The sequence below is a fragment of the Bradyrhizobium sp. 2S1 genome, from assembly GCF_011516625.5.
Lineage (GTDB): Bacteria > Pseudomonadota > Alphaproteobacteria > Rhizobiales > Xanthobacteraceae > Bradyrhizobium > Bradyrhizobium septentrionale.
The window spans coordinates 559,335-582,804 of the sequence record NZ_CP147717.1 but is presented as its reverse complement, the minus strand read 5'-3'; the positions used below and the strand labels follow the sequence as shown (position 1 = coordinate 582,804).

The window sequence follows — 23,470 nt, the reverse complement described above, 5'->3', positions numbered from 1 at the left end:
AGCGGCGCCGGTCAGTAGCACCTGATGATGTTGATGGTACGGTCGCCACCGCGCCCGGGCACCGTGACGCTCTCCGTCGGGCAGCTCGACACATAGGGGCGATCCGACGGCACCACGGCGGGCGGATATCGATGCGCCCAATCCCAGGGCACGTCCTGGGTGTAGGTGTAGCGAACGTCGTTCGAGACCGGAGGGGGGACCTCGGCGGCGAAGGGCACGCCGGCGGCGCCATCATAATATCCGCCCGCATCCGGCAGGACGATGCCGGGCACGCGCAGGTGATGGCGGAAGGCCGGATGGTGCGAGCTAAACGTGCCGCGCGGCGCCGTCCCGGATCTCGCATAGGTCTCGGTTGAGGAAGCAAGCAGCAGCGCTGCAACGCCAAAGGACGCAATCAGCGCCCCATAAGTTCGATACGCCATTGTTCGATAAGCCATGGCACGCACCAATCGGTTACGGAGCATTGTGCGGACGCTAGGACGGGCCGCATTGCGCCGGCAAACTCATCCTTAATTATTGGTTAAAAAGTAAGGTTAACAGGAGGTAAATGTTTCAAATTGGCGCGATCTGATCGCGCCGTCGCGCGGCGCAGCCGGCGGGGGCTGTCAGACCGCATCGGCAGGAACGAAGCAGCTGATGATGATGCCGCCGCGGTGATGCACGTACCACACCACGGCTTCGCCGACCGGATTGCCGCGATCGCGGATCACGGCGCGTCCCGGCACCATCATCCATTCGCCCTCGATCGGCACCCAATAGGCGCCGCCCCGAACGTCGTAACTAGTGCGATGGCCGTCGGAGATGTCGCAGCACGGCACGCCATTCGGTGCGATCACGCTCTTGAACCAGGCGCGGATATCCGGCGGCACGTTCTCGTATTGACCGTTGTCGAAAGCCAGCGCAGCGCCCGCCATCATGGCGAGCCACCCAAGCACCGCGATATGCGTGAGCCTTCGCATTGCCTTCCTCCGGCGAAAACTTCTGCGTCACCCGCGCGGGTCGTGCGCGAATCCGATGCTTGCGCGATTAGGCACGAACCGCACGCGAGATGCATGCTCAAAGAATGAGCGAAGCAACGCGGCACGGCTTGATGCGGTGCGAGGTCGCTGCGCTCAGGATGCTGTCTTCGCGCGCGCCTTCTTCGCGGGCTTCACCGCGATATTGTCCCGGGCCATGCTGAGCGCGCTGCGCAGCGTGACCTGATCGGCTTTCGCCAGACGGACGTTGGTGCTGCCGCTTTTGCCCCAGCCGCCCGGCACCGGCCGGAAGATCTCCGGCTCGGCCTCGACCACCATCGCTTGTTGCTCCGGCGTCAGCTTCACCATGCCCCAATCCTGGTCGGGATAGCCGAGCGTTGCGAAGATGCGTTTGCCGACACGGAAATCGGCGTGGCCGTGATGCGCGCCTTCGACCACCTCGGGCAGGCTCAGCGCAACGCGACGGAAGCCATTTGCCGACATCGCCTGACCTCGATCGCTACGTCGCGTGTTGCGGCGCGGTCTGCAGCAATTCCTGCAATTGCCTGGAATAGAATTTGGCGTCGCCGGTCGTGAGGTGGCCGCGCGTCTCGGTGCTCGCCGGGATCAGATAGATCTTGCCGTTCCCGATCCGCTTCACCGCGGCCTCGGTGACGCCGGTCTCCGGTGGATTGCGTTCATCGTCGGCAGCGTTGATCGCGAGCAGGGTGGCATCGATCTTCTCCATCCCGGTGGACGGATCATAATCGTGCGAGGCCTCCCACTGGTAGATGTAGTCGTTGGCGTCAGCCGTGACCGGCAGGGCCAACTGGTCATCGACCATCTTGTCGGCCTGCGGTGCCGATGGCGCCAGCGTCTGATAGCCGAGCGTGCCGCCGGCGCTCGCGAAGCGATAGGCCGCGATGGCGTATTTCATCATCCGCGGCTGGCTGGTGTAGTTGCCGCCATTGTAGTCGGGATCGCTGCGGATTGTTTCCAGCATGGTCCGCCGCAGGATCCAGTTGCGCGCGGCCATCGCTGATGGCTGCGAGGCCATCGGTACCAGAATGTCCATCATCTGCGGATAGCGCACGCCCCAGATCCAGGTGTGCATGCCGCCCATCGAGTTGCCGATCACGAGCCGCAGATGCTTGATGCCGAGCCCCTCGGTGACGAGCCGGTACTGCGCATCGACCATGTCGTTGTAGTCGTATTTCGGAAAGCTGGTCCGCATCGCATCCGACGGCTTCGAGGATTTGCCGTGCCCGATGCCGTCCGGAATGATGATGTAGTATTTCGACGCATCGAGCGGCTGGCCCGGGCCGAACAGCTGGCCGGCAAAGGTCGGCGTCAGCATGCTGGCGGCCGAGCCGCCGGAACCGTGCAGCACCAGCACCGGCTGTCCGGTCGGTGCGCCGAGCGTGGTGTAGTGCAGCCGCAGTTCCGGCATCACTTCGCCGCTGTGAAACCTGAAGTCCTTCGCGATCCACTCGCCATCCTGCGGGGCGGGATAATCTGCAGCCATGGCCATTGCCGACATCGAGACGAAAGCGGCCACAAGCGCCGCGCACCAACGGAACATCATGCTTCTTCCCACGCGCGGCACGTTTGTCCAGCCGCTTGGCCGCAAGCCTAGCATGACGGAAAGCGATGTCCGAGAGCTGCGCGGCGCGGAACTGGCGAAGATGTGTCCGGCTAACTCGCCTTCAGCACGTTCAGCGCATACCATCCCCAATACACACGATGGCGCTGGATCAAGCCATTCTCGATTTCCATGATCTCGACGAGATCCATCTGATCGCCGTCGGGCGATTGCCGCGGATATTCCCAGGTGAGGATCCGGCCGTCGCTGAAGAAGCCCTGCTTGAAGCGGCGGCGCTGCGGCGGGTTGGTGCGGAACACGCGGGTGATGAACTCGCGCAGCGCGTCACGGCCGCGGACGGTCCCATCCCTGGTCTGCATCAGGTGCTGAACCAAGGGGCTCTCGATCGAGGCGTCGGATGCGTAAAGCGCCAGTGCCGCCTCGAGGTCCTTGTTGCCGAGGGCTTCATCCCAGAGCCTGTAGATGCGTTCCGCGTCGGTGCTGTTGGCCGTCATGATTGTTCCCTTGCGCTTCGTTGAACGGCACCGATCTGACCGGATCAGGCGGCCGCGACGTTTCAGGAAAATCTGAAATGAGTTTCGCGGCCTTGCGAATGCTTGTAGGACCTTCCGGTCCGATACGGAGGACGATGCGGTGGGATCATCCCAATCGGTGCAGACGGGATTTTCGCAGATCGCCGAGGCGTTGGGCGATCCGGTGCGCGAGGCCATGGTCAGCGCGCTGGCCGACGGCAAGGCGCTGCCGGCCGGCGAGCTTGCCGCGGTTGCCGGCATTTCGCCGCAAGGCGCCAGCGCGCATCTGCAGAAGCTGGTGGACGCGCGCGTACTCTCGGTATGGGCGCAGGGCAGGTTCAGATATTACCGGATCAGGGACGACGATGTCGCGGCGCTGATCGAGAACCTCGTCGATCTCGCCGCAAAGAGCACGGGGCGCCGGCGTGCGATGCCGGCCGAGCAGCTCAGGCAATCTCGCACCTGCTACCATCACCTTGCGGGCCAGCTCGGGGTGCTGTTGTCCAATGCGCTGATCCGCCGTCGGCTTGTCGTCATCGACGGCCGCGATGGTCGCGTGACCGAGCAGGGGCTGGCCTGGTGTCGGGCCGAAGAGATCGATTTCGATCCTGCGCGGCAGCCGCATCTGCGGCTTTGCAACGACTGGACCGAGCGCGTACCCCATCTCGCCGGTCCCTTCGCCAATGCCGTGCTGGCGCGGCTGGTCGAGATGCGCGGCGTTGCGCCGCATCGGATTCCGCGGGCGTTGCGGATCACCGACCGGGGACGGGCGTTCTTCGATCGGCTTGGCGTGCAGGTTCCGTTCTGAGCCGCGGAAGCAAATTAGCGCCCGTCTTCAACCTCGGTCTCCGGGCGGTCGTTGCCGGCGGCGGTTTCGGTCAGCCATTTGCCGTCCGACGTCTCATACTGAATCGCCTCGGTGCGCCCGGGAACACGTTGCTCATTGGCGGCGCGCCGGGCCGCGGCAAGCGCCGCGGCATGGGTTGGAAACGGTTCCGAGAACACCCCGTTGACGGTATAGGCCCAGCCGCCATCGTGCTGGACGACCTTGTAGATCACGTGGCTCATCCGGAACCTCGCTGCGCCGTGGGACGATGAGGCTGCCAGAATAGCCCACGATGTCGTATTTTGCAGCAGCCGATCGTCTTTGAGAGAGCCGCCCCGCTGCTGCGGGCGAGGGAGACCGACATGTGCCGCAATATCAAGACGCTGTTCAACTTCGAGCCGCCCGCCACCGAGGACGAAATCCGCGCCTCCGCGCTGCAATTCGTGCGCAAGCTGTCCGGCTTTAACAGGCCGTCGCAGTCCAATGAGGCTGCCTTCAATCTTGCGGTGACCGAGGTCTCGGACGCCGCGCGCAAGCTCCTGATCTCGTTGCAGACCGCGGCGCCCACCCGCGATCGCGAGGTGGAGGCGGAGAAGGCGAGGGAGCGTTCGCGCCTGCGGTTCGGCTGAGGCCATCGCCAGTCCGTGATGCAGGTCACGGTACGGCGTCCACCCCCGGGGCATGATTTGCCGTTCATCCCGGCCCCGGAGCAACACGATGAAGCCTGCCGTCCTGCTCGCCCTCTGCTCGATCGCGTTCGCCGTCCTGTGGACGAGCGGCATGCTGTGGTCGAGCGGGACGATCGACCTTGCCAACGTCATCATCCTGTCGGTCTGCGGGGCGTTCGCCGGCGTTGCCTGGTACTACGCGATGCGCTGGGTTTTCCAGCTCATGCACCTCGTCCGGCCCCCCGATCCCCCGGCCAATCCGGACCCGGAGCGATAAACAGGGCGTCACACAGGGCGTCACCCTTGCAAACCGGCTGCAACGGGCGTTGTTTGTTGCGACCTGAGGGGGCACCATGCGCATCATCATCGCGCTCGTCGTCGCGCTGACGTGGTCAGCTGCTTTTGCCGGCACGTCCGAAGGCTACGGCATGGGCGGCTGGATCGCGAAATTCCAGCCCGAGATCGATCGCGCCAACGCCTCCGGCGAGCTGTTCCGCATCAAGGGGCATTGCCAGTCGAACTGCACGCTGTTCCTGGGGCTGCGCAACGTCTGCGTCGAGCGCAGCGCGACGCTGTTGTTTCATGCCGGCCATGACCGTCAGCGCAACATCAATGCGATGTCGACCCAGCGGATGCTGGACGCCTACAAGCCTGCGCTGCGGCAATACATCCTCGCGCACCACTACATGGACACGCTGGAATTCCACGCGATCCCGGGCGCGATGATCATCGACCGCTTCGGTTACAAGGAGTGCCCGCGCGGATAGAGCTTTTTGTCTTGACGCGTTTCCTTCACGCGAACCGGCGTCCACTTCGCTCGAAAACGCTCTTGAGACAGGAACGGTTACTTCTTGTCCTTCTTGCGGTGCTTCTTCTTTTTCTTGTGGTCGTCGTTTTCGTCGTCATCTTCCGCGAAGTCGATCGCATCGACGTCAAGCGCGATCGCCTCCGCGGCGGCGCGCTCGGCGGCATCGCGCTCGGCGAGCTCAGCGGCTTCGTGCTCCTTGGTGCGCTTGTAGTCTTCCCAGGCGTCGAAGATCATGTGCAGCCACGGCATCACCTGCTCGATCGACGGCAATTGTCCGGGCGGGCCGGCTTCCCACGCGGGCCGGCCGGACCCTGCGACCCCTGCGGACCGGCTTCGCCACGCGGACCCTGCACGCCCGCCTTGCCCTGCGCTCCCGGCTTGCCCTGCGGGCCTGGCTTTCCGACCGCTCCGGCCTTGCCCTGCGGACCGGGCTTGCCGCGCACACCTTCCGGCCCCGGCCGGCCCGGATGTCCTTGCGGACCGGGCCGTCCCGGCTCGCCCTGACGACCCTGCGGCCCCTGCGCTCCTCGTGACCCCTGGCGGGAAGTTGTTTCGTCAGCCACTGATATGCTCCGTCGCGATGTGAAGCCGCTTGTAACAGAGGTTGGACGACGGCTTCAATTCTGCCCGTCCGCACGGATGCAAGCGATCAACAGTCATAATTCCATGTGCATATGACAACGGAGGGCGGGTTGCGGTTTCCGAACGACAGGCACGGCGAGGCCGCGGGCGAAGGACCGCAACCGCTCGACATTGTCGTAACGCGACGCGATGTGCTTGACGAAGCGAGCTTTCGCAGCACGGGCGTGCTCGATCTCTATGAGGAGCTGTTTCCCGCAAGTGAGCGCGACAGCGCTGACGACATGGTGCGCTGGCTGCTGTCGGATGATGTCGGCGAGCGGCGGGATTTCAGCGTCGGCGGCCGCAAGATGTCCTATCGGCTCGACTCGCGCTGCTTCATCCTCCGCGCCGCCGAGCGTGCGATCGGGCTCGGCTTCTTCACTTATGATCATGCAAGCGATTTGATCTATTGCAACCATGTCGGCATCGGGACGGCGTGGCGCGGCGGCGGCCTGGCGCACGCGTTCTATCGCCAGATGGTCGGCATGCTCGATGCGCTGTTTCCGCGCAACATCGGCGTGGTGCTCGAAGTCGAGCCGTTCGATCGTGACCGCCTGCAAACGATCATCGCCGATCTCGAACGAGTGGGCAGGCGGCAACTCGAGGCGGATGAACAGGCCGAGCTCCGCAGATTGCTACGCGTCAGCTGGTATGACAGGCTCGGCTATTCCGTGTTCTGCGACGCGCGCACGATGCGGCCGCTTGCATGCTGCTCGCCGTGCCTCTATCCGTCCCTGCCGTCATCGGATTGGGCAGCAGGAGAGGAGAGCTACTGGCTGATGTGGCAGGCACGGACCGGCGCGCCCTCTGCGGAGATGCGCGCAGGTCTGCTGTGGCACCAGGCCACGACCGCGATCTATGTCGAGATCCTCGCAAAATCCCTGGTCGCGGCGGACCCGATCGGCCGCCGCTTCTATTGGGACTATGCGACCGCACTGGTCGCCCGGACGCTGCAACTGACAGCGACGACCGACGTGCATCTCGCACGCTGTCTCGGTGACGATGACCGCCAGCTGTTGTCGCGCTGGCGGCGCCTTGTGATCGACCTGATCTAAAGTCCACTCAGGCTGCGGCGTGCTCGCTCAACGGCACGTCGATGCCTTCGGCGGAATATTCGCGGATCTTGTTCCGCAAGGTCCGGACCGATAGCCCGAGCACGCGGGCGGCGCGGGTGCGGTTGCCGTCGCAGCGCGCGAGCGTCTGCAGCACGAGTTCCCGCTCGACTTCATCGACGGTCGCGCCGATCAGAAGTGGAACGATTTCATTTGGAGCCAGCGACGGCAGCATAACTTCCGGCGACGGCACGGTGGACGCGTAGGACATGTACTCCTCCCGATCAACGCCCGCTTCGTCGGTGAAGCGAAGACATCGAGAAACAACTACCCCGTATATCCACGGTGTGCCGGTTTGGTTAACAAGTCCTTAATATCCACCTAACTCCCTGCTCTGTAAGCAAAATACCTAGAAATCGCCACGATTGCGGTTCCATCCGTCACAATGTCCGGTAACCGCCATCGACCATCACGATCGATCCCGAGACGTAGGCCGACAGGTCCGAGGCGAGGAAGATCGCTGGGCCGACGATGTCCTCCGGCTTGCCGGCGCGGCCGAGCGGGGTGTGGTCCACGAAGACCTTGACCAGGTCGGGATTGGTGGCGCGCACCTTCTCGTTGAGCGGCGTCTCGATGAAGCCGGGGCCGATCGCATTGACGCGCACGCCATCCTTGCCGAGCTCGGCGGCCAGCGCCTTGGTGAAGCCGAGCACGCCATGCTTGGAGGCGGTATAGGCCGGCGAGCTCGGCGTGCGCAGATGCACGAAGGACTGGATCGAACCGATATTGACGATGCGTCCCTTGTTCTTGCGCAGCGGCGCGAGGAAGGAATGCGTCACGTTGAAGACGCCGGTGAGATTGATCGAGATGATGTCTTCCCAATCCTTGATCACGGCCTCCTCAGTGCCGAGCATGCCGTTGCGGCGCGCGATGCCGGCGTTGTTGACCAGGATCGAGACGGCTCCGACCTTGTCGGCCACCTGCTTCGCCATCGCGATGCAGGCGTCGCGATCGGTCACGTCGAGCACAAAGCTCTCCGCCTTGCCGCCGGCGCTGCGGATTTCCCTGGCCGCTTCCGCCGCCGCATCGCCGTTCATGTCGAGCAGCACGACACGCGCACCCTCGCGGCCGTAGCCCAGCGCGATGGCGCGTCCGATGCCCGAGCCTGCACCGGTGATGACGGCGATGTGATTGTCGAGAAGGGCCATGGCGTTTCCTCGTTCTGATTTTTGAGCGTTGTCGACAACACTATTCAAAACTGCGCCAAGCGAAACGCCAAGCCGCGTTTGCGCGTTGCTGTTATCCGGATTCGGATGACAGGACGGACGGCGGAGATGGACCCGCATATCAGACACTGGAAAGTTGCGATCGAGCGCTTCTGCGCGGCGCCGGACCCCGACTATCGCGAGATGGCCAGGATGATCGCCGAGATCGCCGCGACCGACCTCGACGAGACGCTGCGGCATGCGGCCGCACAGGTGCTGCCGATCCTGCGCCAGGCGGCGCTGAAATCGGCCGACCGCCGCACCAGGTCGATGGCGCTGCGCCGTCTCGGCATCGTCAGCGATGCGCTGCACACGCTGTCCGCGCCGCGGTTCGGCCGGCGTGGCCTGACACCGAAGGTGCTGACTCAGGAAGAGCGGTACCGGCAATTGCTCGGCCTGCCGTTTGGCCGCCCCCTTGCAGCGAACGAAATCCATCAGGCTTTCAAGCGCGCCGCCAAGACGGTGCATCCCGACGGTGGCGGCAACGGTCCGGCATTCCTCGAACTCGCCGCCGCCCGCGACGCCTTGATCAAGCATCACTAGAGAAGGCTCTGGGCGTCAGGCGCTCACGGCGGAATGGATGGCGCGGCAATGCCGCACGATATTGTCGTGGGCAACGACGAACTGCTTCAGCGGCGTCTCGATATCGTAGAAATAGATGTTGGCGATGAAACCATAGAGTCCGGCATCGATCGCGGTCGGCGTGTCGCCGTGCACATAGCCTTGCTGCGGGATCAGCGCCGCGATCGCGGCAAGATCTGCAAGGCCGCGCGCCATCGCCGCATCGGGATCGAAGCGGCCGATGCCCTGGTAGTAGTAGCGCTGGGCATTGTATTCTTTCGCCTTGAGCAGGCCCTCGTCCGTCAGTGCCGGGTGCTCTCGCTTCAACGCATCGCGGAACAAGTGCCAGTAGCGCTCGTCCTTGCAGCGCGAATACGACATCACCCAATAGAGGTCGTCGAGCATTCGTGTGATCAGCAAGTTCTGCGTTCGCTGTTGCGGCGTCAGCGAGGCATCAATCGAAAGGCGATATTTCCGGGTGAGCCAGGCGAGGATGGTCTCGCTGTCGCCGACCGTGTCAGTGCCGTCGACGATATAGGGCAGCTGGCCGCGCGGCGCCTTCGAGGCGTCGAAGATGTGCTCGTGGCGGAACGGCACGCCGGCGAGCCTTAGGAAGGCAAACACCTTCAAGCCGTAGCCGTTGTTGTCGGCGACGCCGAACAGCGGCGGGTAGGAATAGAGTGTGAGCATGTCGCACCGTCCCAAAGGTTGAACAGGGGGCTCTACGACAGGATAACGCAGTGTGGGCAAATCGCCAGCGTGCCTACCATCTCACGTTCGAACGGGAATGGTGGGCACGGCGCGAGCGCGCCTTTGCCCACCCGCAGTTCGAATAGGGCTCAGAACGCGCAGGTGCCGTTGTTCAGGAGGCCGGTCTTGTAGACGAACGCGGCATCGAAGGTCGGCAATTCCTCGCTGACGACCGAGAAGTTCGCCGGCCACGGCGTGGTCGGGATGCTCTGGTCCCAGATCTGGCAGAAGCCGGTGTCCTGCCAGCGGATCAGGTGATAGGGGTTGGCGCTGGCCGGGCTTGCCGCGGCAAGCACGGTGGCGGCAATGGCGGCACAGGCAATCGCAAGACGACGCATGGGGAAATCTCCGGTGTGAAAAAATGCACGCTCCGCAAGGCAATTGTGGAGCTCTGGGGCCGATCGCCCCGGACATGCAGTGAGTGTTACAACCCCGGGAACAGGTTCAACGCCGATTGCGCGGAAATATCCGGCCGGCGCTGTGCCAAATTGCGCCGGATGATGCGCTTGCTACAGTCGGCGCGTTGCGATTCGCACCGTCGTCGCGACGCGTGCAAATCGATTTGAGCAAATCGGCTGAGTAACTCCTGGGGAGACCGTACATGAAACTTTCATCCACCCTTCGCGCCGCGCTGGTCGCGCTGATGGCGTTCATCGGCCTTGCCTTCTCTTCGGCGGCCCGTGCCGACAGCGGCTTCGTGACGCTGACGATCTACAAGGCGGGATGGATCATCGGCGGCTCCGGCGGCAGTGGTGTCCTGACCTTCCGCGGCCGCTCCTATGCGCTCTCGACCGGCGGTCTCGACTACGGTCTGGTGTTCGGCGGCTCCAAGACGGTGCTGCGCGGCCGCGTCAGCAACATCAACCGTCCGTCCGACGTTGTCGGCGTCTACGGCGCAGCGGGCGCGGGGCTTGCGGTCGGCCGCGGCGCCCGCGCGATCGTGCTGACCAATCAGAAAGGCGCGGTGCTCGAATTGACCGGCCACCAGGTCGGTCTGATGGCCAATGCCGATCTGAGCGGCCTTGCGATCACGATGCGGTAGAGCATTGAGTGCGCGTGCGATGCTGTCCCGGCACCGGCCGGGACGGAGGGCGTTCACCTGAACAGATGCAGCGCCGCGTATTGCAGCAGCATGATGGTCTTGGCATCGACGATGCGGCCGTCGCCGATCATGGCGAGCGCGTCGTCGATCGAGAGTTCGAGCACCTCGATGTCCTCGCCCTCGTCGGCGAGTCCGCCGCCTTCGCCAATGCGCATCGCAGCGTCGTATTCGGCGACGAAGAAATGCAGCTTCTCGGTCACTGCGCCCGGCGTCATGAAGGCTTCGAACACCTTCCGCACGTGGTCGAGCCGGTAGCCGATCTCTTCCTCCGCCTCGGCGCGAATGCGTGCCTCCGGCGCGGCGTCGTCGAGCATGCCGGCGGCGGCCTCGATCAGGAGATCGTCATAGCCGTTGGCGAAAGCGGGATAGCGGAACTGCCGCACCAGCACGACGCTGCGGGTCTTCAGATTGTAGGGCAATAGCACCGCGCCGTTGCCGCGGTCATAGCTTTCGCGGACCTGGGTCTGCCACTCGCCATTGCGGCGGCGGTAGTCGAACGTAGTGCTGGTGAGCAGATAACGGGCCTTGGAGAGGACGCGGACGTCCTTGACGCGAACGCGGTCGGCGATGCTCATGCGTGACCCTTCAACTCCCTTACGGCGTCGCTTCGCGGCCGTCGAGCCATTTCGCCAGCATGACCGAGGTCGACTCCTCGTAGCCGAGCGTCTGGTAGAATGCGCTGGCCTTGGCGTTCTCCCGCCGCACCAGCAATTGCAGCTTCGGCACGCCGGCCTGGCGTAGCCAGTCCTCGACCGCCTGCATCATGGTGCGGCCAAGCCCCTTGCCCTGGCGGCGAGGGTCGACCGCGACGTAATAGACCCAGCCGCGATGGCCGTCATGGCCGACCATCGCGGTTGCGACGATCGCGCCGGCGTCGCGGCCGACCAGCACGGCCGAACTCGGTCCGCGGCGCGCCAGCGCGATGTCGGCTGAGGGATCGTTCCACGGCCGCGTCAGGCCGCACGCCTGCCACAGTGCGACGACGTCGGCGACGTCGGCATCGGCAATCGGAGCAATGGCGAGGGAGGGCATCGTCGCCTGCGCGGTCACAGCACCTTGCCCGGATTCATGATGCCGAGCGGATCGAGCATCGCCTTGACCTGCCGCATCAGCTCGATCGCGACCTTGTCCTTGACGTCGGGCAGTTCGTCGCGCTTGAGCACGCCGATGCCGTGCTCGGCCGAGATCGAGCCGCCCATCCGCAGCACGATCTCGAACACCACGGCGTTGACGTCGTGCCAGCGCTCCAGGAAGTCGGCCGCATTGGCGCCGACCGGCTGGCTGACATTGTAGTGGATGTTGCCGTCGCCGAGATGGCCGAACGGCACCGGCCGCGCGCCCGGGATCAGCTTCACGACCGCCGCATTGGCCTCCTCGATGAAGGCGGGCACGGCCGCCACCGGCACCGAGATGTCGTGCTTGATCGAGCCGCCCTCCGGCTTCTGCGCCGCCGACATCTCGTCGCGCAGTTTCCAGAACGCCTGGCGCTGGCTCAAATTGGCCGCGATGACGGCGTCATCGACGATGCCGTCCTCCATGCCCTGGGCGAGGATCGCCTCCAGCGTGTCGCGCGCGTCGTCGCGCGACGACGACAATTCCATCAGCACGTACCAGGGGTGCTTGCTCTCGAGCGGATCGCGGATATCGATGCCGTGGCGGATCGAGAAATCGACCGCGACGTCGGCGAGCAGTTCGAAGCTCGTCAGGCTGCCTGCCGCCTCGTTGCGCGAGATCGACAGCAATTTGAGCGCCGCCGCCGGCGACTTCAGGCCGACATAGGCGGTCTCGATCGCGCGCGGCCGCGGAAACAGTTTTAACGTCGCCGCGGTGATGATGCCGAGCGTGCCCTCGGCGCCGATGAACAGGTTGCGCAAATCGTAGCCGGTGTTGTCTTTCTTCAGCTTCGACAGCGCGTTCAGCACGCGGCCGTCGGCCAGCACGACTTCGAGCCCGAGCGCCATTTCGCGGGCCACGCCATAGGCGAGCGCCGTGGTGCCGCCGGCATTGGTTGAGAGGTTGCCGCCGATGGTGCAGCTGCCTTCGGCGCCGAGCGACAGCGGGAACAGCCGATCGACTTCGCTGGCCTTCTGCTGCGCGATTTGCAGCACCACGCCGGCCTCGCAGGTCATGGTGTTGGATTCGACGTCGATGTCGCGGATCTTGTCGAGGCGCCGCAGCGACACCACCACCTCGCCATTATGCGGTGTCTGGCCGCCGACCAGGCCGGTGTTGCCGCCCTGCGGCACCAGCGCGATCTTGTGTTCGGTCGCAAGCTTGCAGATCGCAGCGACCTCGGCGGTCGAGCCGGGGCGCAGCACCAGCGGTGAGCGGCCCTGGAACAGGTCGCGCTCCTCGGTGACGTAAGGCTTGATGTCGGCGGCGTCGGTCACCGCATATTTCTCACCGACGATGGCGCGGAATTTTGCAAGCAATTCGGGCGGAAGCGGCGGCACCGCTGATTGGACGATGTTCATTTTTTCTTGGTCTTTCACGTGTGTCGGGATTTACCGCCCAACCGCTGCACGGCGCAGCCGGTCATTGATGGCTTCGCCCAGCCCGTCCTCGGGAATGGGCATCACCGCGATTGCGTCCGCGTTTCTCTTGTCGAGGGTGCGGAGGTAACCGAACAGATTGGCGGCGGCCTCGGCGAGATCGCCGCGCTCGGACAGGTTCATCTCCACCGAGGCGCATTCGCGCCGCGCTACCTTGGCCGGCCCGAACGCCAGCAGGGCTTCGCCGACATGGACGTCGCTGGCATTGAGCCGGACCGGCGTCCGCGGCGCGTAGTGCGAGGCGAGCATGCCGGGGGCGATCGGCTGGGCGTCGGTCTCGGCGTCCGGCGGCGGCGACTGCAACGGGTGGCCGAGCACGCGCTCGATCTCGGCGCGGGTCAGCCCGCCCGGCCGCAGCAGCACCGGATCGGAGAAGCAGCCAACGATGGTGGATTCGACGCCGACCTCGACCGGCCCGCCGTCGACGATCAGGTCGATGCGGCCTGCGAGATCGCCGTTCACATGGTCCGCGGTGGTTGGCGAGACATGGCCGGAGAGATTGGCCGACGGCGCTACCACGGCACCGCCGAACGCCTTGATGATGTCGCGCGCCACCTTGTGGGCCGGGATGCGAATCGCGACCGTATCGAGCCCGGCGGTCGCGAGTTCCGCGACCGGGCATGAGAGGGCCTTCGGCAGCACCAGGGTCAGCGGACCGGGCCAGAACGCTTCCGCGAGCCGCAGGGCCTGGCCGTCGAACAGGGCGATCCGGCGGGCAGCGCCGAGATCGGCGACATGGGCAATCAGCGGATTGAAGGCCGGCCGGCCCTTGGCCTCATACAGCCGGGCGATCGCGGCGGCGTTGCCGGCATCGGCGCCAAGGCCATAAACCGTCTCGGTGGGAAAGGCCACCAGACCGCCCTCGGCCAAAACCCCGGCAGCGGTTGCCGTGGCGGCTGCGCCGGCCGGCAGAACGTGTGTTTTCAGGCCTGTTTCCACTGTGACTAGATTCCTCAATTCGGTGCCTTGTCGTCCCTTGCGGTCCCTGAAGCCCGACGCTATAAGCCGGCCTCTTAGTCGGAGTGTGGCTCAGCCCGGTAGAGCACTGCGTTCGGGACGCAGGGGTCGCAGGTTCGAATCCTGCCACTCCGACCATTCTTCCAAGCACTTATAGTTTCTGTGTTTTTCGCGCGCAACGAAATGCGCAATGATTTGAGGCACGGCAGCCTTGTCCGTCGAGTTTCGGACCCACTCGAGGTCGGCCAATCGTGAGACAGAGCCGCTAGGATCTTGCGCTGCTCGGAACCAGACGCGGGGCAATTGGGTAGCGCAAGGGAAACGGGCCCTGTCGCGACGTTGCGCGGGACATCGCCAAGCACCACATGTCCTCCCTTTGCACCTTGGACATCAAAGCACGAATAGCTCGCGGCGAGTAGTCCTCAGCTAGCGCCTGCCCCCGAACGCTTCCGCCGCCTCTACCTGAAAATCCGGGTGGTGGTGGCCGTAGTTGGCCTCTAATTGCTCAACCGTCATTCCGAGCCAGCCGGCAGCCTCCCACATGTCAACGCCCGCCTGCATCAGCCACGTCGCCGCTGTGTGACGCAATGAGTGCCGAACGACATCATCGCCCAGCCCCGCATCCTCCAGAATACCTTCCCAAGCCGACCTGATCTTTCCGGCAAGCGGCTGGCCGTCGTGCATGCGGCTCACGACGAACCGGATTTGCTCACCGTCTCTCATGACCCCTGAGGCGCGGAGTTCTGCAGACCGAGCTTGGTCGATCCTGTGCCAACGAACCAAGTGGGGACGCAGGCGGTTCGCGATCTTTGCTGGCGGTCGCCGCTTCTTGGTTGATCGCTCCAGTGCTCCATTACCCTGGTAGACCATCGCGTCCAGGTTCATCCACGGATGGGTCGTTGATGGCAGCCACTGGGTGCGCCGGATGGTCTCTTCTCGACGAGCGCTGTAGAGGCCAATCAAGCAGAAGCGCACCGCGGGATAGCGACGACGAATGATCCACCGTTCTCGGCGCACGAGCGCGCCATCGTCTCTGCGCTTCCACCTCTCCTGCTCGGTATCCCAAACGTAGCCGATTGCCGCTCCGAGCAGGCGTGCGGCTTCGTTACGGGTCAACCAGCGGCGTCGTCCTTCAGCTTTAGGGGGAAGAGTGATCTTTGGAACGACGCTGAGCGTGTGTTCGGCGTGGTAGGCGTTCACCGCAGCGCGTAGATCTTCGAGCCGGCGCCGCGCGGTTTGATCGGAGACGGTCGCGTTGCGTGGCGAGATGCCGGCTCTCCTATTGTTGTCGTTCGCAGTGCCGGTAGACCAATCGACAAAGTCGCGACAAAGCTGCGCTTTGAGCTCACTGACGGTTCTATCGCCAAAAAAGTTATTGAGATCGAGCAGGCGAATGAGAAGCAGGTCATGTTGCGCCCACGGGCGTTCGTCCCCCTCGTCCTTGGGCCGCTTTGAAATTTCGTAGGCTGTGAGAACGTCGGCTATTGCGAGGACGTTCGGATCAGTGGCCCCGATAGTGCTGGTATGCCGCTCGCTAATGTGGGTCTCGAGCGCCTTCGCAGCTCCGTTAACGTCGTCGCGGCTGCAGCCTGTGCGGATTTGCCGGCCACGATCGAGGATGATCCAGGTGGCGTCGTCCTCTCTAAACCAGAGTCGTGGCGGCTTGGCTTTGCGGCCCGGCATGACGGCTTCACTAATTTGCGGATTGCGCGAGGTGTCGTGAGATCTTTGCCTGCCACTTTGGCGACTTCAAGAGCCCCTGAGGCCGCAGCCCTGCGCAACGATGATAATGTCAGCGGACCGTGCGGAAAAAACACGGCGCCGGCCTCGATAAGGGTCATTACTTCATCGTCGCCCCATTGGGTCGGATCGGGGCGAGCTTTTGCGCGGGCGAGCTTATCGATCTTGCGCTTCGGCATGTCTTGAACGCGGTGCTCGTTAGTTCGCACTGCCTTTGGATCAGGCGCTAGGGCTTACGTGTATACGAAATCTGCTCTTCGAGGGGCCCGCCGCAGCGTGGGTGGTGCAATCGGCGGCCTACGACTACGAAACGGACGATTTGCTTGGAGTCCCTGAAGCGCCAAGTTGCGCCCGGTGCTCCAGGAAACCGGATCAAGCCCAGATGGCAGTCCTAGGAGCCCGTCCAGATATGTTTTCGTGACGGGCATTTGTTGTAGAGTAGCAGGCTCAGGCTGCGTTTGCGAGGTTGAACAGCTTGAGGAGGTTATGGACGGTGCAGATCATTGTCCACTCGGCGCGCACTTTCTCGATGCCCCGCAACAGGAACTGGCGGAAGCCTCTTGCCTGTTTGATCTGCCCGAACACCGGCTCCACCACTTGCTTTCGCAATCGGTAGGGTGTTTCGAAGCCGCCATCGTCGATCTTCTTTCGCATGGCCTGTGTCAGCGGGCCGCCGACTTTTCCGTTCGCTACTGTCGGGTGCTTGGCGCGTCCGGGCGCGACATAGCCATCGATGCTGCGTGTGTCGAGCGCTTCGAGATTGGCTTCGCTGCAGTAGCCGGAATCCGCTGAGGCCTGCCGCGGCTTGCGGCCAAGATTGCTCTCGATGGCCTCGATCAGGGGCACCAACTGGCCCTGATCGCTGCCGTGCTGGGTCAGTTCTTGCGCGACAATGATCTGGGCATGTGCATCGACGGCCGCCTGGGCATTATAGGCCTGAACGAAGCCATCCTTCGACTTCATGATGCGGCTTTCCGGATCGGTGAAGTTGCGTTGCGCCTTGGGATTGGGTTCCTCCGATGGCAGCGCCGCCGGTTTGCCCGGCTTCTTGCGGCCTTCGGCCTGGCGCTGCTGTTCCTTTTCGGCCTCGATGCGGCGCTCTTCCTCCGCCGCCAGTTTGGCGTCCGCTTCCAGCGCCGCCATCGCTTGCTGGATCTTCGCCAGCCGTTTCTGCTTGTCGACGGTCCAGTCCGGCAGTTCGTCGCTGTTGCCGAAAGTCTCATCCTCCGAGGCATCCGCCGCCTCGGCGGCCGCCAGCATGCGAGCGACCTCGGCCTTCAATTCCGCCTCGCGCTTCTTCATGCGCTCATAACTCATCGCCTTGTGTTTCGACGCGTTCGCCTTGATCTTCGTACCATCCAGCGCGACATGACCGAGCTTGACCAGCCCGGCCGTCTCGCACAACTTCAGAACCTGCACGAATAGCGCGCCGAGCGCCTTCAAATGTCGCTTGCGAAAGTCGCTGATCGTCCGAAAATCCGGCGCATCCAGCGCCACGATCATCACAAAATCGTTCCGCTCCCGGCAGGCCTTGGCAATCCGACGCGACGAATACAGCCCACTCGCATAGCTATGCAGCAGCAGCGCCACCATCATCCGCGGATCAAACGGCGGCTGCCCAAGCCCGCTCACATAGCTGCCCATGATCTCCCTGAGATCGAGGCTCTCCCGCACCAGATCAACCATAAACCGCGAGACATGGCCTTTCGGCACGAAGTCCTGCACATTCGGCGGCAGAAGCAGCGTCTGATCGATGTTCCAAGGCCGAAAATACTTGCTCATCGCCCAATGTTGAATCAGACCCGACCAGATTTGAACAGCGACTATCCAGACAAGCTCCTAGGGTCGGAAATCATGGTACTCCTCCGATTACTTGAACTCGTCGTGCGGACCGCAGGTTCCTGTGGATACAGTGTACAACCCAGCAAGCGTTCCGGTCGCGTCCCGGTTTCGATGAAGCCTCGCGCCTGATGGCGAAATTGCCACCGCCAAACTATGAAATTACTAATGACGCAGGTATGAACCCGCTATCCACAGGCTGGGCGTGCTGTGGACAACTTCGCCGGGCGCGCGACCCGGAAAATCGACAATTGGCTTTCCGGACAAAAGCATGCTCGGGAGGACGCAAATCCAGTACCGGGCGAAACCTGGCTTTAGGTACCTCGTAGTTACCAGGTGCCCAACACCCTTCGGATCCCCTCGATGTTAACCGTGATCATCGCGCTGACGGCCGCAGGGCTGGCGCTGGCCCTGGCAACGCAAATCGGCGTCACGCTGATCCAGCGCGCCTTTCCGCCTCAGGGTCGCATGATCGAGGTGGCCGGCGCGCGGCTGCATATCGTCGAGCTCGGCCCGCGCGACGCCGCGGGGCCGCCGGTGGTGATATTGCATGGCGCAAGCTCCAACCTCCGCGCGATGCGGCCGCTCGGCGATCGCATCGCCAAAACTCGCCGGGTGATCCTGATCGACCGGCCGGGCCATGGCTGGAGCACCCGCGAGCGCGTTGCGGATTCGACGCCTGTCATCCAGGGCCGGATGATCATGGAGGCGCTGACCAGGCTCGGCATCGACAGGGCGATCGTTGTGGCGCATTCCTGGGCCGGCGCGCTCGGCCTGCGCATTGCGCTCGATCATCCGGACCGCGTCGCGGGCCTCGTGCTGCTCGCCCCCGTCGCCTATCCGTGGCGCGGCGGCGCCGGCCGCTACAATGACGTGATTTCGACGCCGCTGATCGGGCCGTTGCTGGCGCACACGATCACGCTGCCGCTCGGTTATCTCGTCGCCAATTCAGGCTCGCGCGGCGTGTTCGCGCCGCAAGAGATGCCGGACGATTTCGTCAGCGACAGCGCGACATTGCTGCTGCTGCGCCCGCGCGAGTTCATCGCCAATGCACGCGACCTGGTCACGCTGAAGGCCGCCGTCGTCGAGCAGGCGCCGCGCTACGCGGAGATCAAGGCACAGGTCACAATCATTGCGGGCGACATCGACAAGACGGTCTCGACCCGCATCCATTCGCGGCCGCTTGCAGCCACGGCGCCGAACGCCAAGCTCATCGTGATGCCGGGCGTTGGTCATATGGTGCAGTACGCTGTGCCCGATCTTGTGGCGTCCGAGGTCGAGGCGGTGGCGGGCAAGTTGGTCCAACCGGCAGCAGCAAAGGACAAGACCGCCCCCGCGAATCTGTGATCGGCTAAGGCTTGCGCGGGTCCATCGCGCCGAACATCATGCGGCGGCGCGGTTCTTCAGATCTCACCCAAAGGATAAGCCCCATGCGGATCGACAACGTCGCCGACCTCATCGCTGAAACCCTTGCCCAGGCTGGCGTGAAGCGCATCTACGGTGTCGTCGGCGACAGCCTCAACGGCCTCACCGAGGCGTTGCGCAAGCGCGGCACGATCGACTGGCTGCATGTGCGCCACGAGGAGGTGGCCGCCTTCGCCGCCGCCGCCGAATCCCAGATCACGGCAGGCCTTGCGGTGTGCGCGGGCTCCTGCGGCCCGGGCAATCTCCATCTCATCAACGGCCTGTTCGACGCGCATCGGAGCCGCACCCCGGTGCTGGCGCTGGCGGCGCAGATCCCGTCGGCCGAGATCGGCGGCGGCTATTTCGAGGAGGCCCATCCGCAGGACCTGTTCTGCGAATGCAGCCACTATTGCGAATTGGTATCGGATCCGACGCAACTGCCCTACATGCTGGAGAACGCGATCCGCGCCGCGGTCGGCAAGCGCGGCGTCGCCGTCTTGGTGCTGCCGGGCGACGTCGCGATGCGGCCGGCGCCGAAGCGCGACATCTCGCCGAATGCCGGCCTGCTGCCGCCGGCACCGGTGGTGCGTCCGGCCGAACCCGAATTGAACGCGCTGGCCGCGCTGCTCAATGGCGCCAAGCGCGTCACGCTGTTCTGCGGCCGTGGCTGCGCCGGCGCGCATGACGGCCTGCTCAAGCTCGCCGAGACGCTGAAGAGCCCGATCGTGCACGCGCTCGGCGGCAAGGAATATGTCGAGTACGACAATCCGTATGACGTCGGCATGACCGGTTTCATCGGCTTCTCCTCCGGCTACGCCGCGATGCATGGCTGCGACGTGCTGCTGATGCTCGGCACCGACTTTCCCTACAAGCAGTTCTTCCCGACCGGCATCAGCATCGCCCAGGTCGATCTCCGTCCCGAAAATCTCGGCCGCCGCTGCAAGCTCGATCTCGGCATCGTCGGCGACGTCGGCGAGACCATCGCCGCGCTGTTGCCGAAGCTCACGGTCAAGACCGACCGCAAATTTCTCGACGCCAGCCTTGCGCATTACAAGGACGCCCGCGCCGGGCTCGACGATCTGGCCCGCGGCAAGCCCGGCTCGAGGCCGATCCATCCGCAATATCTGGCGCGCCTGCTCAGCGAGCAGGCCACCGAGGATGCGGTGTTCACCGCCGACGTCGGCACGCCGACGATCTGGGCCGCTCGCTATCTGAAGATGAACGGCCGCCGCCGGCTGATCGGCTCCTGGGTCCATGGCTCGATGGCCAATGCGATGGCGCAGGCGATCGGCGTGCAAGCGGCACAGCCCGGCCGGCAGGTGGTGTCGATGTCCGGCGACGGTGGCTTTGCCATGCTGATGGGCGATTTGATCACGCTGACGCAAGCGAAGCTGCCGGTGAAGGTCGTGATCTTCAACAACAGCGTGCTCGGCTTCGTCGCGCTGGAGATGAAGGCCGCCGGCTTCATCGAGACCGGGGTCGACCTGAAGAATCCCGATTTCGCGGCGATGGCCCGCGCGATGGGCATTCACGGCGTCAGGGTGGAGGATCCCGGCGAGCTCGAGGGCGCGATCCGCAACGTGCTCGCGCATGACGGCCCGGCGGTGCTCGACGTCGTGACCGCGACGCAGGAATTGTCGATGCCGCCGACCATTACGCTGGAGCAGGTGAAGGGCTTCAGCCTGTGGGTGCTGCGCGCCGTGATGAGCGGCCGCGGCGACGAGGTCGTCGATCTCGCCAAGACCAATTTGCTGCCGCGCTAGCTAGAGCATGATCCGGAAAAGTGCGAAGCGGTTTTCCGAAGAGATCATGCTTAAACAAGAATCTAAAGCGCGATGACGATTCTACCTGATCTCATCGCGCTTTAGGGTTGACCGTCGCCCCGTTCTTGCGTCGGCTCAACCTAAATTCGGCGCAGGCACGCCGCGCTGAAAGGCTAAGAGGTCGAGTGAGGGCGGCTCGCTGCCGGTCAGGATTGAGCAGCACGCATGCGCCTGGCCGCGGTGGTGGGTCTGATGATTGAAGAGATGCAGCAGGATATCCTGCAGCGGCTGGCGATAGGGTTTGCCCGACGTTGTCTGATAGGCGATGGGCTCCAAGAGATCGGCGCCGGTATAGCTTTCGACCAACTCATTCAAGCGCGCATCCTCCGCCATCCGGGCGCGAAGAAGATCGCGGCGATCGTCGTGCAAAATCGCGTCGAGGCGATCCGGATGCTCGCCGGTGCCGGTCAATCGCTTCAACCATATCCGATCCGTCAGCAGCAAATGATTGAGCGTCCCGTGCAGGCTGCCAAAGAACACGCCGGTTGAACGGCGATAGGCTTCCTCGGGCAGTTCAAGCGCGGCGCCGTAGAGCCGCAGGTTGGCCCAATGATTAGAGGCCGCGAGCTGCCGGAAGTTTTCGGTTCCCATCTTGCTGTCCTGTTCGAAACGATAGCGGATGATAGCTTGCCCACCCCCCCAATTGGTGAAAATATCTCACCAATTAGGAGGACTCGATGGGACGGTCGGTTCCACCATCGGCGCGTGCACTCACAGCGCTCTCGCTGTTCGCCACGCTCGGCACCCTGACCGAGACGGCCGAACAACTGGGCGTTACCCGGTCGGCGCTGTCGCACCGGATTGCCGAATTGGAAAAGCGCCTCGGCGTGGCATTGGTGAGAAAAGTCGGCCGGCGAATTTCGCTGACCGAGGACGGCGAACGGTTGCTCGCCAGCATGGGCGACGCGCTCGACCGGTTGGAGGCGGCGGTTGAACCATTTCAACGTTATCGCGGGCAGATCCGTGTAAGCACGATCGCAACCTTTGCTTCTCACTGGTTGATCCCGCGCATTTCGCAATTTCAGGCGCGGCATCCCCTGATCGAGGTCGCTATCTCTACAACGACGAGAGCTGTCGACCTCAAAACGGAAGAGATGGATTGCGCCATCCGCCACGGCCGCGGGGCGTGGAAAGGGCTTTCCTCGACGCTACTGTTCCGGGAAACCCTGATGCCCGTTGCCAGACCTGATGTCGTGGCCCGTGCCGCGACGAGCGCCAAACGGGCAAATTCTGCAAAGACAAATTTTGCAAAGATCTGGCACGGCACACCACTGATTCGGGCCCGATCGCGATTCGCTGATTGGTCGAACTGGCAGCAGCACGATCGTACGCTGGCCCAACGGCGGATCAAATGGTTGACGGTGGAAACCCGTGCGCAGGCGCTCGATGCCGCAATGGCCGGCGCCGGCGTTGCGTTGATGGATATGGCCTATATTACGACGCCCGTGGACGAAGGCAGGCTCGAGAAGCTCGCGGAACGTCCCCTGCAACTCCAGACCGGCTACTATTTTGTCAACGTGCCCAACGCCCGAACCGTGCACCTGCTGAATCATCTGCGCGACTGGGCCGTGGAGGCGGCACGTCCGTTTCGGACGGCTTAACGTGCCAAGCAAGCTGCGCGTGATCTGGCGGAGTCTGATGCAGGGTCGAGGACTCTGGGGAGCTCGACGTCGTCACCGCGACGCAGGAACGGTCGATGCCGCCGATTATCACGCTGAAGCAGGTCAAGGGCTTCAGCCTGTGGGTGTTGCGGGCCGTGATGAGCGGCCGCGGCGACGAGGTGGTCGATCTCGCCAAGACCAATTGCCGCGCTGATCGCGATGGTGACTCCGCCCTGACGCTTGCGCCAGGGCGGGTTTGAGGCGGAGTTCAGACCGTTACGGTCGATTACTTCGGCTTGCCGTCCTTGTCGAACGACGACACGTAGGCCCAGAGGTTGTTGGCCTCGGTCTCGTTCTTGACGCCGGCGAACGCCATCTTGGTGCCGGGGATCTTGGCCTTCGGATCCTTGATGTATTCGAGGAAGGTGTCCTTGTTCCAGGTGATGCCGGAATTCTTGTTGGCGTCGGAATAATTGTAGTCCGGCGCGGAGCCGGAATGGCGGCCGTCGAGGCCATTGAGCTCGGGGCCGACCTTGTTCTTGGCGCCTTCGCCGATCGCGTGGCAGGCGAGGCATTTGTTGAACGAGGTCTTGCCGGCGGCGGCATCCTGCGCCAGCGCGGAGGATGCGGAGGCCAGCGATGTGACGACCGCCAGCGCGCTCAAGGTCTTTAGGTTCATGGGGTTCTCTTCGTTTCGTCCCGGGGGGTAGTGTTTGGTTTGTGGCATGTCCGGCTTGGACAGGACAAGCCACGAAACTTTGACAGGTTTCACGGCCGCCCGCTTGTCCCAGAGAGAACTCGCCATTGCGGGGCGGGGCAATCCGACCTTC

Annotated in this window: 28 protein-coding genes, 1 tRNA gene and 2 pseudogenes; 12 read left to right on the top strand and 19 right to left on the bottom strand. The window is 63.9% G+C overall.

The window, feature by feature from the left end; genetic code table 11:
• Positions 1-11: 11 nt before the first annotated feature.
• The 5 genes from HAP54_RS02800 to HAP54_RS02780 all read right to left on the bottom strand — a co-directional run bounded on the left by HAP54_RS02800 (position 12) and on the right by HAP54_RS02780 (position 3,053).
• Positions 12-437, bottom strand: a complete 426-nt coding sequence (locus tag HAP54_RS02800) for a hypothetical protein (protein WP_224741401.1) — start codon at positions 435-437, stop codon at positions 12-14.
• 168 nt (positions 438-605) lie between these two features.
• Positions 606-959 carry a hypothetical protein gene (locus HAP54_RS02795; RefSeq protein WP_166298680.1) on the bottom strand — a complete coding sequence of 118 codons (354 nt, stop codon included), beginning with the start codon at positions 957-959 and terminating at the stop codon, positions 606-608.
• Positions 960-1,112: 153 nt separating this feature from the next.
• On the bottom strand, positions 1,113-1,460 hold the full coding sequence (locus tag HAP54_RS02790; RefSeq protein ID WP_166298679.1) for an MmcQ/YjbR family DNA-binding protein: 348 nt from the start codon (positions 1,458-1,460) through the stop codon (positions 1,113-1,115).
• A gap of 16 nt (positions 1,461-1,476) precedes the next feature.
• Positions 1,477-2,538 (bottom strand): alpha/beta fold hydrolase, encoded by a 1,062-nt coding sequence (locus HAP54_RS02785; RefSeq protein WP_166298678.1) that lies wholly within the window; start codon positions 2,536-2,538, stop codon positions 1,477-1,479.
• Positions 2,539-2,651: 113 nt separating this feature from the next.
• A complete protein-coding gene (locus tag HAP54_RS02780) occupies positions 2,652-3,053 on the bottom strand; it encodes a nuclear transport factor 2 family protein (RefSeq protein WP_175619353.1) in 402 nt (133 codons plus the stop codon).
• Between the two features lie 139 nt (positions 3,054-3,192).
• Between HAP54_RS02780 and HAP54_RS02775 the strand changes: the two genes are divergently transcribed.
• On the top strand, positions 3,193-3,879 hold the full coding sequence (locus HAP54_RS02775) for an ArsR/SmtB family transcription factor (protein ID WP_175619352.1): 687 nt from the start codon (positions 3,193-3,195) through the stop codon (positions 3,877-3,879).
• Positions 3,880-3,893: 14 nt separating this feature from the next.
• Here the strand turns inward: HAP54_RS02775 and HAP54_RS02770 are convergent, their stop codons facing one another.
• Complete coding sequence (locus HAP54_RS02770) at positions 3,894-4,139, bottom strand: DUF2188 domain-containing protein (protein WP_029084053.1); 246 nt, start codon at positions 4,137-4,139, stop codon at positions 3,894-3,896.
• Between the two features lie 120 nt (positions 4,140-4,259).
• Here HAP54_RS02770 and HAP54_RS02765 point away from each other — a divergent pair, with 120 nt between their 5' ends.
• The 3 genes from HAP54_RS02765 to HAP54_RS02755 all read left to right on the top strand — a co-directional run bounded on the left by HAP54_RS02765 (position 4,260) and on the right by HAP54_RS02755 (position 5,332).
• Entirely contained in the window at positions 4,260-4,526 is a 267-nt protein-coding gene (locus HAP54_RS02765) for a DUF2277 domain-containing protein (protein WP_166298675.1), read from the top strand.
• Between the two features lie 88 nt (positions 4,527-4,614).
• A complete protein-coding gene (locus HAP54_RS02760; RefSeq protein ID WP_166298674.1) occupies positions 4,615-4,842 on the top strand; it encodes a hypothetical protein in 228 nt (75 codons plus the stop codon).
• A 76-nt stretch (positions 4,843-4,918) separates the two neighbouring features.
• Positions 4,919-5,332, top strand: a complete 414-nt coding sequence (locus HAP54_RS02755) for a hypothetical protein (RefSeq protein ID WP_166298673.1) — start codon at positions 4,919-4,921, stop codon at positions 5,330-5,332.
• A 77-nt stretch (positions 5,333-5,409) separates the two neighbouring features.
• Here the strand turns inward: HAP54_RS02755 and HAP54_RS02750 are convergent.
• Positions 5,410-5,936, bottom strand: a pseudogene (locus HAP54_RS02750) (collagen-like protein).
• Between the two features lie 111 nt (positions 5,937-6,047).
• Between HAP54_RS02750 and HAP54_RS02745 the strand changes: the two are divergent.
• Positions 6,048-7,049, top strand: coding sequence for a hypothetical protein (locus tag HAP54_RS02745; RefSeq protein WP_224741402.1), 1,002 nt, complete (start codon positions 6,048-6,050; stop codon positions 7,047-7,049).
• 7 nt (positions 7,050-7,056) lie between these two features.
• Here the strand turns inward: HAP54_RS02745 and HAP54_RS02740 are convergent, their stop codons facing one another.
• Positions 7,057-7,317: a helix-turn-helix domain-containing protein gene (locus HAP54_RS02740; RefSeq protein WP_166298672.1), complete on the bottom strand. Its 261-nt coding sequence runs from the start codon at positions 7,315-7,317 to the stop codon at positions 7,057-7,059.
• A gap of 169 nt (positions 7,318-7,486) precedes the next feature.
• A complete protein-coding gene (locus HAP54_RS02735) occupies positions 7,487-8,254 on the bottom strand; it encodes an SDR family NAD(P)-dependent oxidoreductase (protein WP_166298671.1) in 768 nt (255 codons plus the stop codon).
• 126 nt (positions 8,255-8,380) lie between these two features.
• Here HAP54_RS02735 and HAP54_RS02730 point away from each other — a divergent pair, with 126 nt between their 5' ends.
• Positions 8,381-8,854, top strand: a complete 474-nt coding sequence (locus HAP54_RS02730) for a hypothetical protein (protein WP_166298670.1) — start codon at positions 8,381-8,383, stop codon at positions 8,852-8,854.
• Between the two features lie 15 nt (positions 8,855-8,869).
• Here the strand turns inward: HAP54_RS02730 and HAP54_RS02725 are convergent, their stop codons facing one another.
• Positions 8,870-9,562 carry a glutathione S-transferase family protein gene (locus tag HAP54_RS02725; RefSeq protein WP_166298669.1) on the bottom strand — a complete coding sequence of 231 codons (693 nt, stop codon included), beginning with the start codon at positions 9,560-9,562 and terminating at the stop codon, positions 8,870-8,872.
• A 149-nt stretch (positions 9,563-9,711) separates the two neighbouring features.
• Positions 9,712-9,960, bottom strand: coding sequence for a hypothetical protein (locus HAP54_RS02720; RefSeq protein ID WP_166298668.1), 249 nt, complete (start codon positions 9,958-9,960; stop codon positions 9,712-9,714).
• 263 nt (positions 9,961-10,223) lie between these two features.
• Here HAP54_RS02720 and HAP54_RS02715 point away from each other — a divergent pair, with 263 nt between their 5' ends.
• Positions 10,224-10,664: a hypothetical protein gene (locus HAP54_RS02715; protein WP_166298667.1), complete on the top strand. Its 441-nt coding sequence runs from the start codon at positions 10,224-10,226 to the stop codon at positions 10,662-10,664.
• Between the two features lie 53 nt (positions 10,665-10,717).
• On the opposite strand, the gene HAP54_RS02710 is transcribed toward HAP54_RS02715, so the two are convergent.
• Genes HAP54_RS02710 through HAP54_RS02695 form a run of 4 tightly spaced genes read right to left on the bottom strand, consistent with a single transcriptional unit; the run spans position 10,718 to position 14,215 of the window.
• Positions 10,718-11,299: a GDP-mannose pyrophosphatase gene (locus HAP54_RS02710; protein WP_029084066.1), complete on the bottom strand. Its 582-nt coding sequence runs from the start codon at positions 11,297-11,299 to the stop codon at positions 10,718-10,720.
• Positions 11,300-11,318: 19 nt separating this feature from the next.
• The gene (locus HAP54_RS02705) at positions 11,319-11,756 is read right to left on the bottom strand and encodes a GNAT family acetyltransferase (RefSeq protein ID WP_166298666.1); all 438 of its coding nucleotides are present in this window, start codon (positions 11,754-11,756) and stop codon (positions 11,319-11,321) included.
• Between the two features lie 14 nt (positions 11,757-11,770).
• Positions 11,771-13,198, bottom strand: coding sequence for an FAD-binding oxidoreductase (locus tag HAP54_RS02700; RefSeq protein WP_166298665.1), 1,428 nt, complete (start codon positions 13,196-13,198; stop codon positions 11,771-11,773).
• A gap of 30 nt (positions 13,199-13,228) precedes the next feature.
• On the bottom strand, positions 13,229-14,215 hold the full coding sequence (locus tag HAP54_RS02695; RefSeq protein WP_029084069.1) for an L-threonylcarbamoyladenylate synthase: 987 nt from the start codon (positions 14,213-14,215) through the stop codon (positions 13,229-13,231).
• Positions 14,216-14,294: 79 nt separating this feature from the next.
• On the opposite strand from HAP54_RS02695, the gene HAP54_RS02690 reads away from it, so the two are divergent.
• Positions 14,295-14,371: transfer RNA gene (locus tag HAP54_RS02690), tRNA-Pro, on the top strand.
• A 288-nt stretch (positions 14,372-14,659) separates the two neighbouring features.
• Here the strand turns inward: HAP54_RS02690 and HAP54_RS02685 are convergent.
• Positions 14,660-15,916 (bottom strand): tyrosine-type recombinase/integrase, encoded by a 1,257-nt coding sequence (locus tag HAP54_RS02685; protein ID WP_166298664.1) that lies wholly within the window; start codon positions 15,914-15,916, stop codon positions 14,660-14,662.
• Between the two features lie 504 nt (positions 15,917-16,420).
• On the bottom strand, positions 16,421-17,755 hold the full coding sequence (locus HAP54_RS02680) for an IS1182 family transposase (protein WP_166202952.1): 1,335 nt from the start codon (positions 17,753-17,755) through the stop codon (positions 16,421-16,423).
• A gap of 420 nt (positions 17,756-18,175) precedes the next feature.
• Here HAP54_RS02680 and HAP54_RS02675 point away from each other — a divergent pair, with 420 nt between their 5' ends.
• Both HAP54_RS02675 and poxB read left to right on the top strand, forming a co-directional pair.
• Entirely contained in the window at positions 18,176-19,159 is a 984-nt protein-coding gene (locus HAP54_RS02675) for an alpha/beta fold hydrolase (RefSeq protein WP_166298663.1), read from the top strand.
• A gap of 83 nt (positions 19,160-19,242) precedes the next feature.
• Positions 19,243-20,979 (top strand): ubiquinone-dependent pyruvate dehydrogenase, encoded by a 1,737-nt coding sequence (gene poxB, locus HAP54_RS02670; RefSeq protein ID WP_166298662.1) that lies wholly within the window; start codon positions 19,243-19,245, stop codon positions 20,977-20,979.
• A gap of 135 nt (positions 20,980-21,114) precedes the next feature.
• Here poxB and HAP54_RS02665 read toward each other — a convergent pair whose 3' ends face one another.
• Positions 21,115-21,630: a DinB family protein gene (locus HAP54_RS02665; protein WP_166298661.1), complete on the bottom strand. Its 516-nt coding sequence runs from the start codon at positions 21,628-21,630 to the stop codon at positions 21,115-21,117.
• An 86-nt stretch (positions 21,631-21,716) separates the two neighbouring features.
• Here HAP54_RS02665 and HAP54_RS02660 point away from each other — a divergent pair, with 86 nt between their 5' ends.
• Entirely contained in the window at positions 21,717-22,640 is a 924-nt protein-coding gene (locus HAP54_RS02660; RefSeq protein ID WP_166298660.1) for a LysR substrate-binding domain-containing protein, read from the top strand.
• 41 nt (positions 22,641-22,681) lie between these two features.
• Positions 22,682-22,900, top strand: a pseudogene (locus HAP54_RS02655) (hypothetical protein); the annotation flags it as partial.
• A gap of 26 nt (positions 22,901-22,926) precedes the next feature.
• Here HAP54_RS02655 and cycA read toward each other — a convergent pair.
• Positions 22,927-23,319 carry a cytochrome c-550 CycA gene (cycA, locus tag HAP54_RS02650; RefSeq protein ID WP_029079258.1) on the bottom strand — a complete coding sequence of 131 codons (393 nt, stop codon included), beginning with the start codon at positions 23,317-23,319 and terminating at the stop codon, positions 22,927-22,929.
• Positions 23,320-23,470 lie beyond the last annotated feature (151 nt).

Bases quoted from the DNA above. Each gene is read 5' to 3' on its own strand.
- HAP54_RS02745 (WP_224741402.1), top strand. From the start codon at position 6,048: ATGACAACGGAGGGCGGGTTGCGGTTTCCGAACGACAGGCACGGCGAG.
- HAP54_RS02675 (WP_166298663.1), top strand. From the start codon at position 18,176: ATGTTAACCGTGATCATCGCGCTGACGGCCGCAGGGCTGGCGCTGGCC.
- HAP54_RS02765 (WP_166298675.1), top strand. From the start codon at position 4,260: ATGTGCCGCAATATCAAGACGCTGTTCAACTTCGAGCCGCCCGCCACC.
- poxB (WP_166298662.1), top strand. From the start codon at position 19,243: ATGCGGATCGACAACGTCGCCGACCTCATCGCTGAAACCCTTGCCCAG.
- HAP54_RS02720 (WP_166298668.1), bottom strand. From the start codon at position 9,960: ATGCGTCGTCTTGCGATTGCCTGTGCCGCCATTGCCGCCACCGTGCTT.
- HAP54_RS02665 (WP_166298661.1), bottom strand. From the start codon at position 21,630: ATGGGAACCGAAAACTTCCGGCAGCTCGCGGCCTCTAATCATTGGGCC.
- HAP54_RS02715 (WP_166298667.1), top strand. From the start codon at position 10,224: ATGAAACTTTCATCCACCCTTCGCGCCGCGCTGGTCGCGCTGATGGCG.
- HAP54_RS02740 (WP_166298672.1), bottom strand. From the start codon at position 7,317: ATGTCCTACGCGTCCACCGTGCCGTCGCCGGAAGTTATGCTGCCGTCG.
- HAP54_RS02700 (WP_166298665.1), bottom strand. From the start codon at position 13,198: ATGAACATCGTCCAATCAGCGGTGCCGCCGCTTCCGCCCGAATTGCTT.
- HAP54_RS02790 (WP_166298679.1), bottom strand. From the start codon at position 1,460: ATGTCGGCAAATGGCTTCCGTCGCGTTGCGCTGAGCCTGCCCGAGGTG.
- HAP54_RS02710 (WP_029084066.1), bottom strand. From the start codon at position 11,299: ATGAGCATCGCCGACCGCGTTCGCGTCAAGGACGTCCGCGTCCTCTCC.
- HAP54_RS02660 (WP_166298660.1), top strand. From the start codon at position 21,717: ATGGGACGGTCGGTTCCACCATCGGCGCGTGCACTCACAGCGCTCTCG.
- HAP54_RS02725 (WP_166298669.1), bottom strand. From the start codon at position 9,562: ATGCTCACACTCTATTCCTACCCGCCGCTGTTCGGCGTCGCCGACAAC.
- HAP54_RS02730 (WP_166298670.1), top strand. From the start codon at position 8,381: ATGGACCCGCATATCAGACACTGGAAAGTTGCGATCGAGCGCTTCTGC.
- HAP54_RS02680 (WP_166202952.1), bottom strand. From the start codon at position 17,755: ATGAGCAAGTATTTTCGGCCTTGGAACATCGATCAGACGCTGCTTCTG.
- HAP54_RS02705 (WP_166298666.1), bottom strand. From the start codon at position 11,756: ATGCCCTCCCTCGCCATTGCTCCGATTGCCGATGCCGACGTCGCCGAC.
- HAP54_RS02780 (WP_175619353.1), bottom strand. From the start codon at position 3,053: ATGACGGCCAACAGCACCGACGCGGAACGCATCTACAGGCTCTGGGAT.
- cycA (WP_029079258.1), bottom strand. From the start codon at position 23,319: ATGAACCTAAAGACCTTGAGCGCGCTGGCGGTCGTCACATCGCTGGCC.
- HAP54_RS02760 (WP_166298674.1), top strand. From the start codon at position 4,615: ATGAAGCCTGCCGTCCTGCTCGCCCTCTGCTCGATCGCGTTCGCCGTC.
- HAP54_RS02685 (WP_166298664.1), bottom strand. From the start codon at position 15,916: ATGCCGGGCCGCAAAGCCAAGCCGCCACGACTCTGGTTTAGAGAGGAC.
- HAP54_RS02770 (WP_029084053.1), bottom strand. From the start codon at position 4,139: ATGAGCCACGTGATCTACAAGGTCGTCCAGCACGATGGCGGCTGGGCC.
- HAP54_RS02785 (WP_166298678.1), bottom strand. From the start codon at position 2,538: ATGTTCCGTTGGTGCGCGGCGCTTGTGGCCGCTTTCGTCTCGATGTCG.
- HAP54_RS02800 (WP_224741401.1), bottom strand. From the start codon at position 437: ATGGCTTATCGAACAATGGCGTATCGAACTTATGGGGCGCTGATTGCG.
- HAP54_RS02795 (WP_166298680.1), bottom strand. From the start codon at position 959: ATGCGAAGGCTCACGCATATCGCGGTGCTTGGGTGGCTCGCCATGATG.
- HAP54_RS02735 (WP_166298671.1), bottom strand. From the start codon at position 8,254: ATGGCCCTTCTCGACAATCACATCGCCGTCATCACCGGTGCAGGCTCG.
- HAP54_RS02755 (WP_166298673.1), top strand. From the start codon at position 4,919: ATGCGCATCATCATCGCGCTCGTCGTCGCGCTGACGTGGTCAGCTGCT.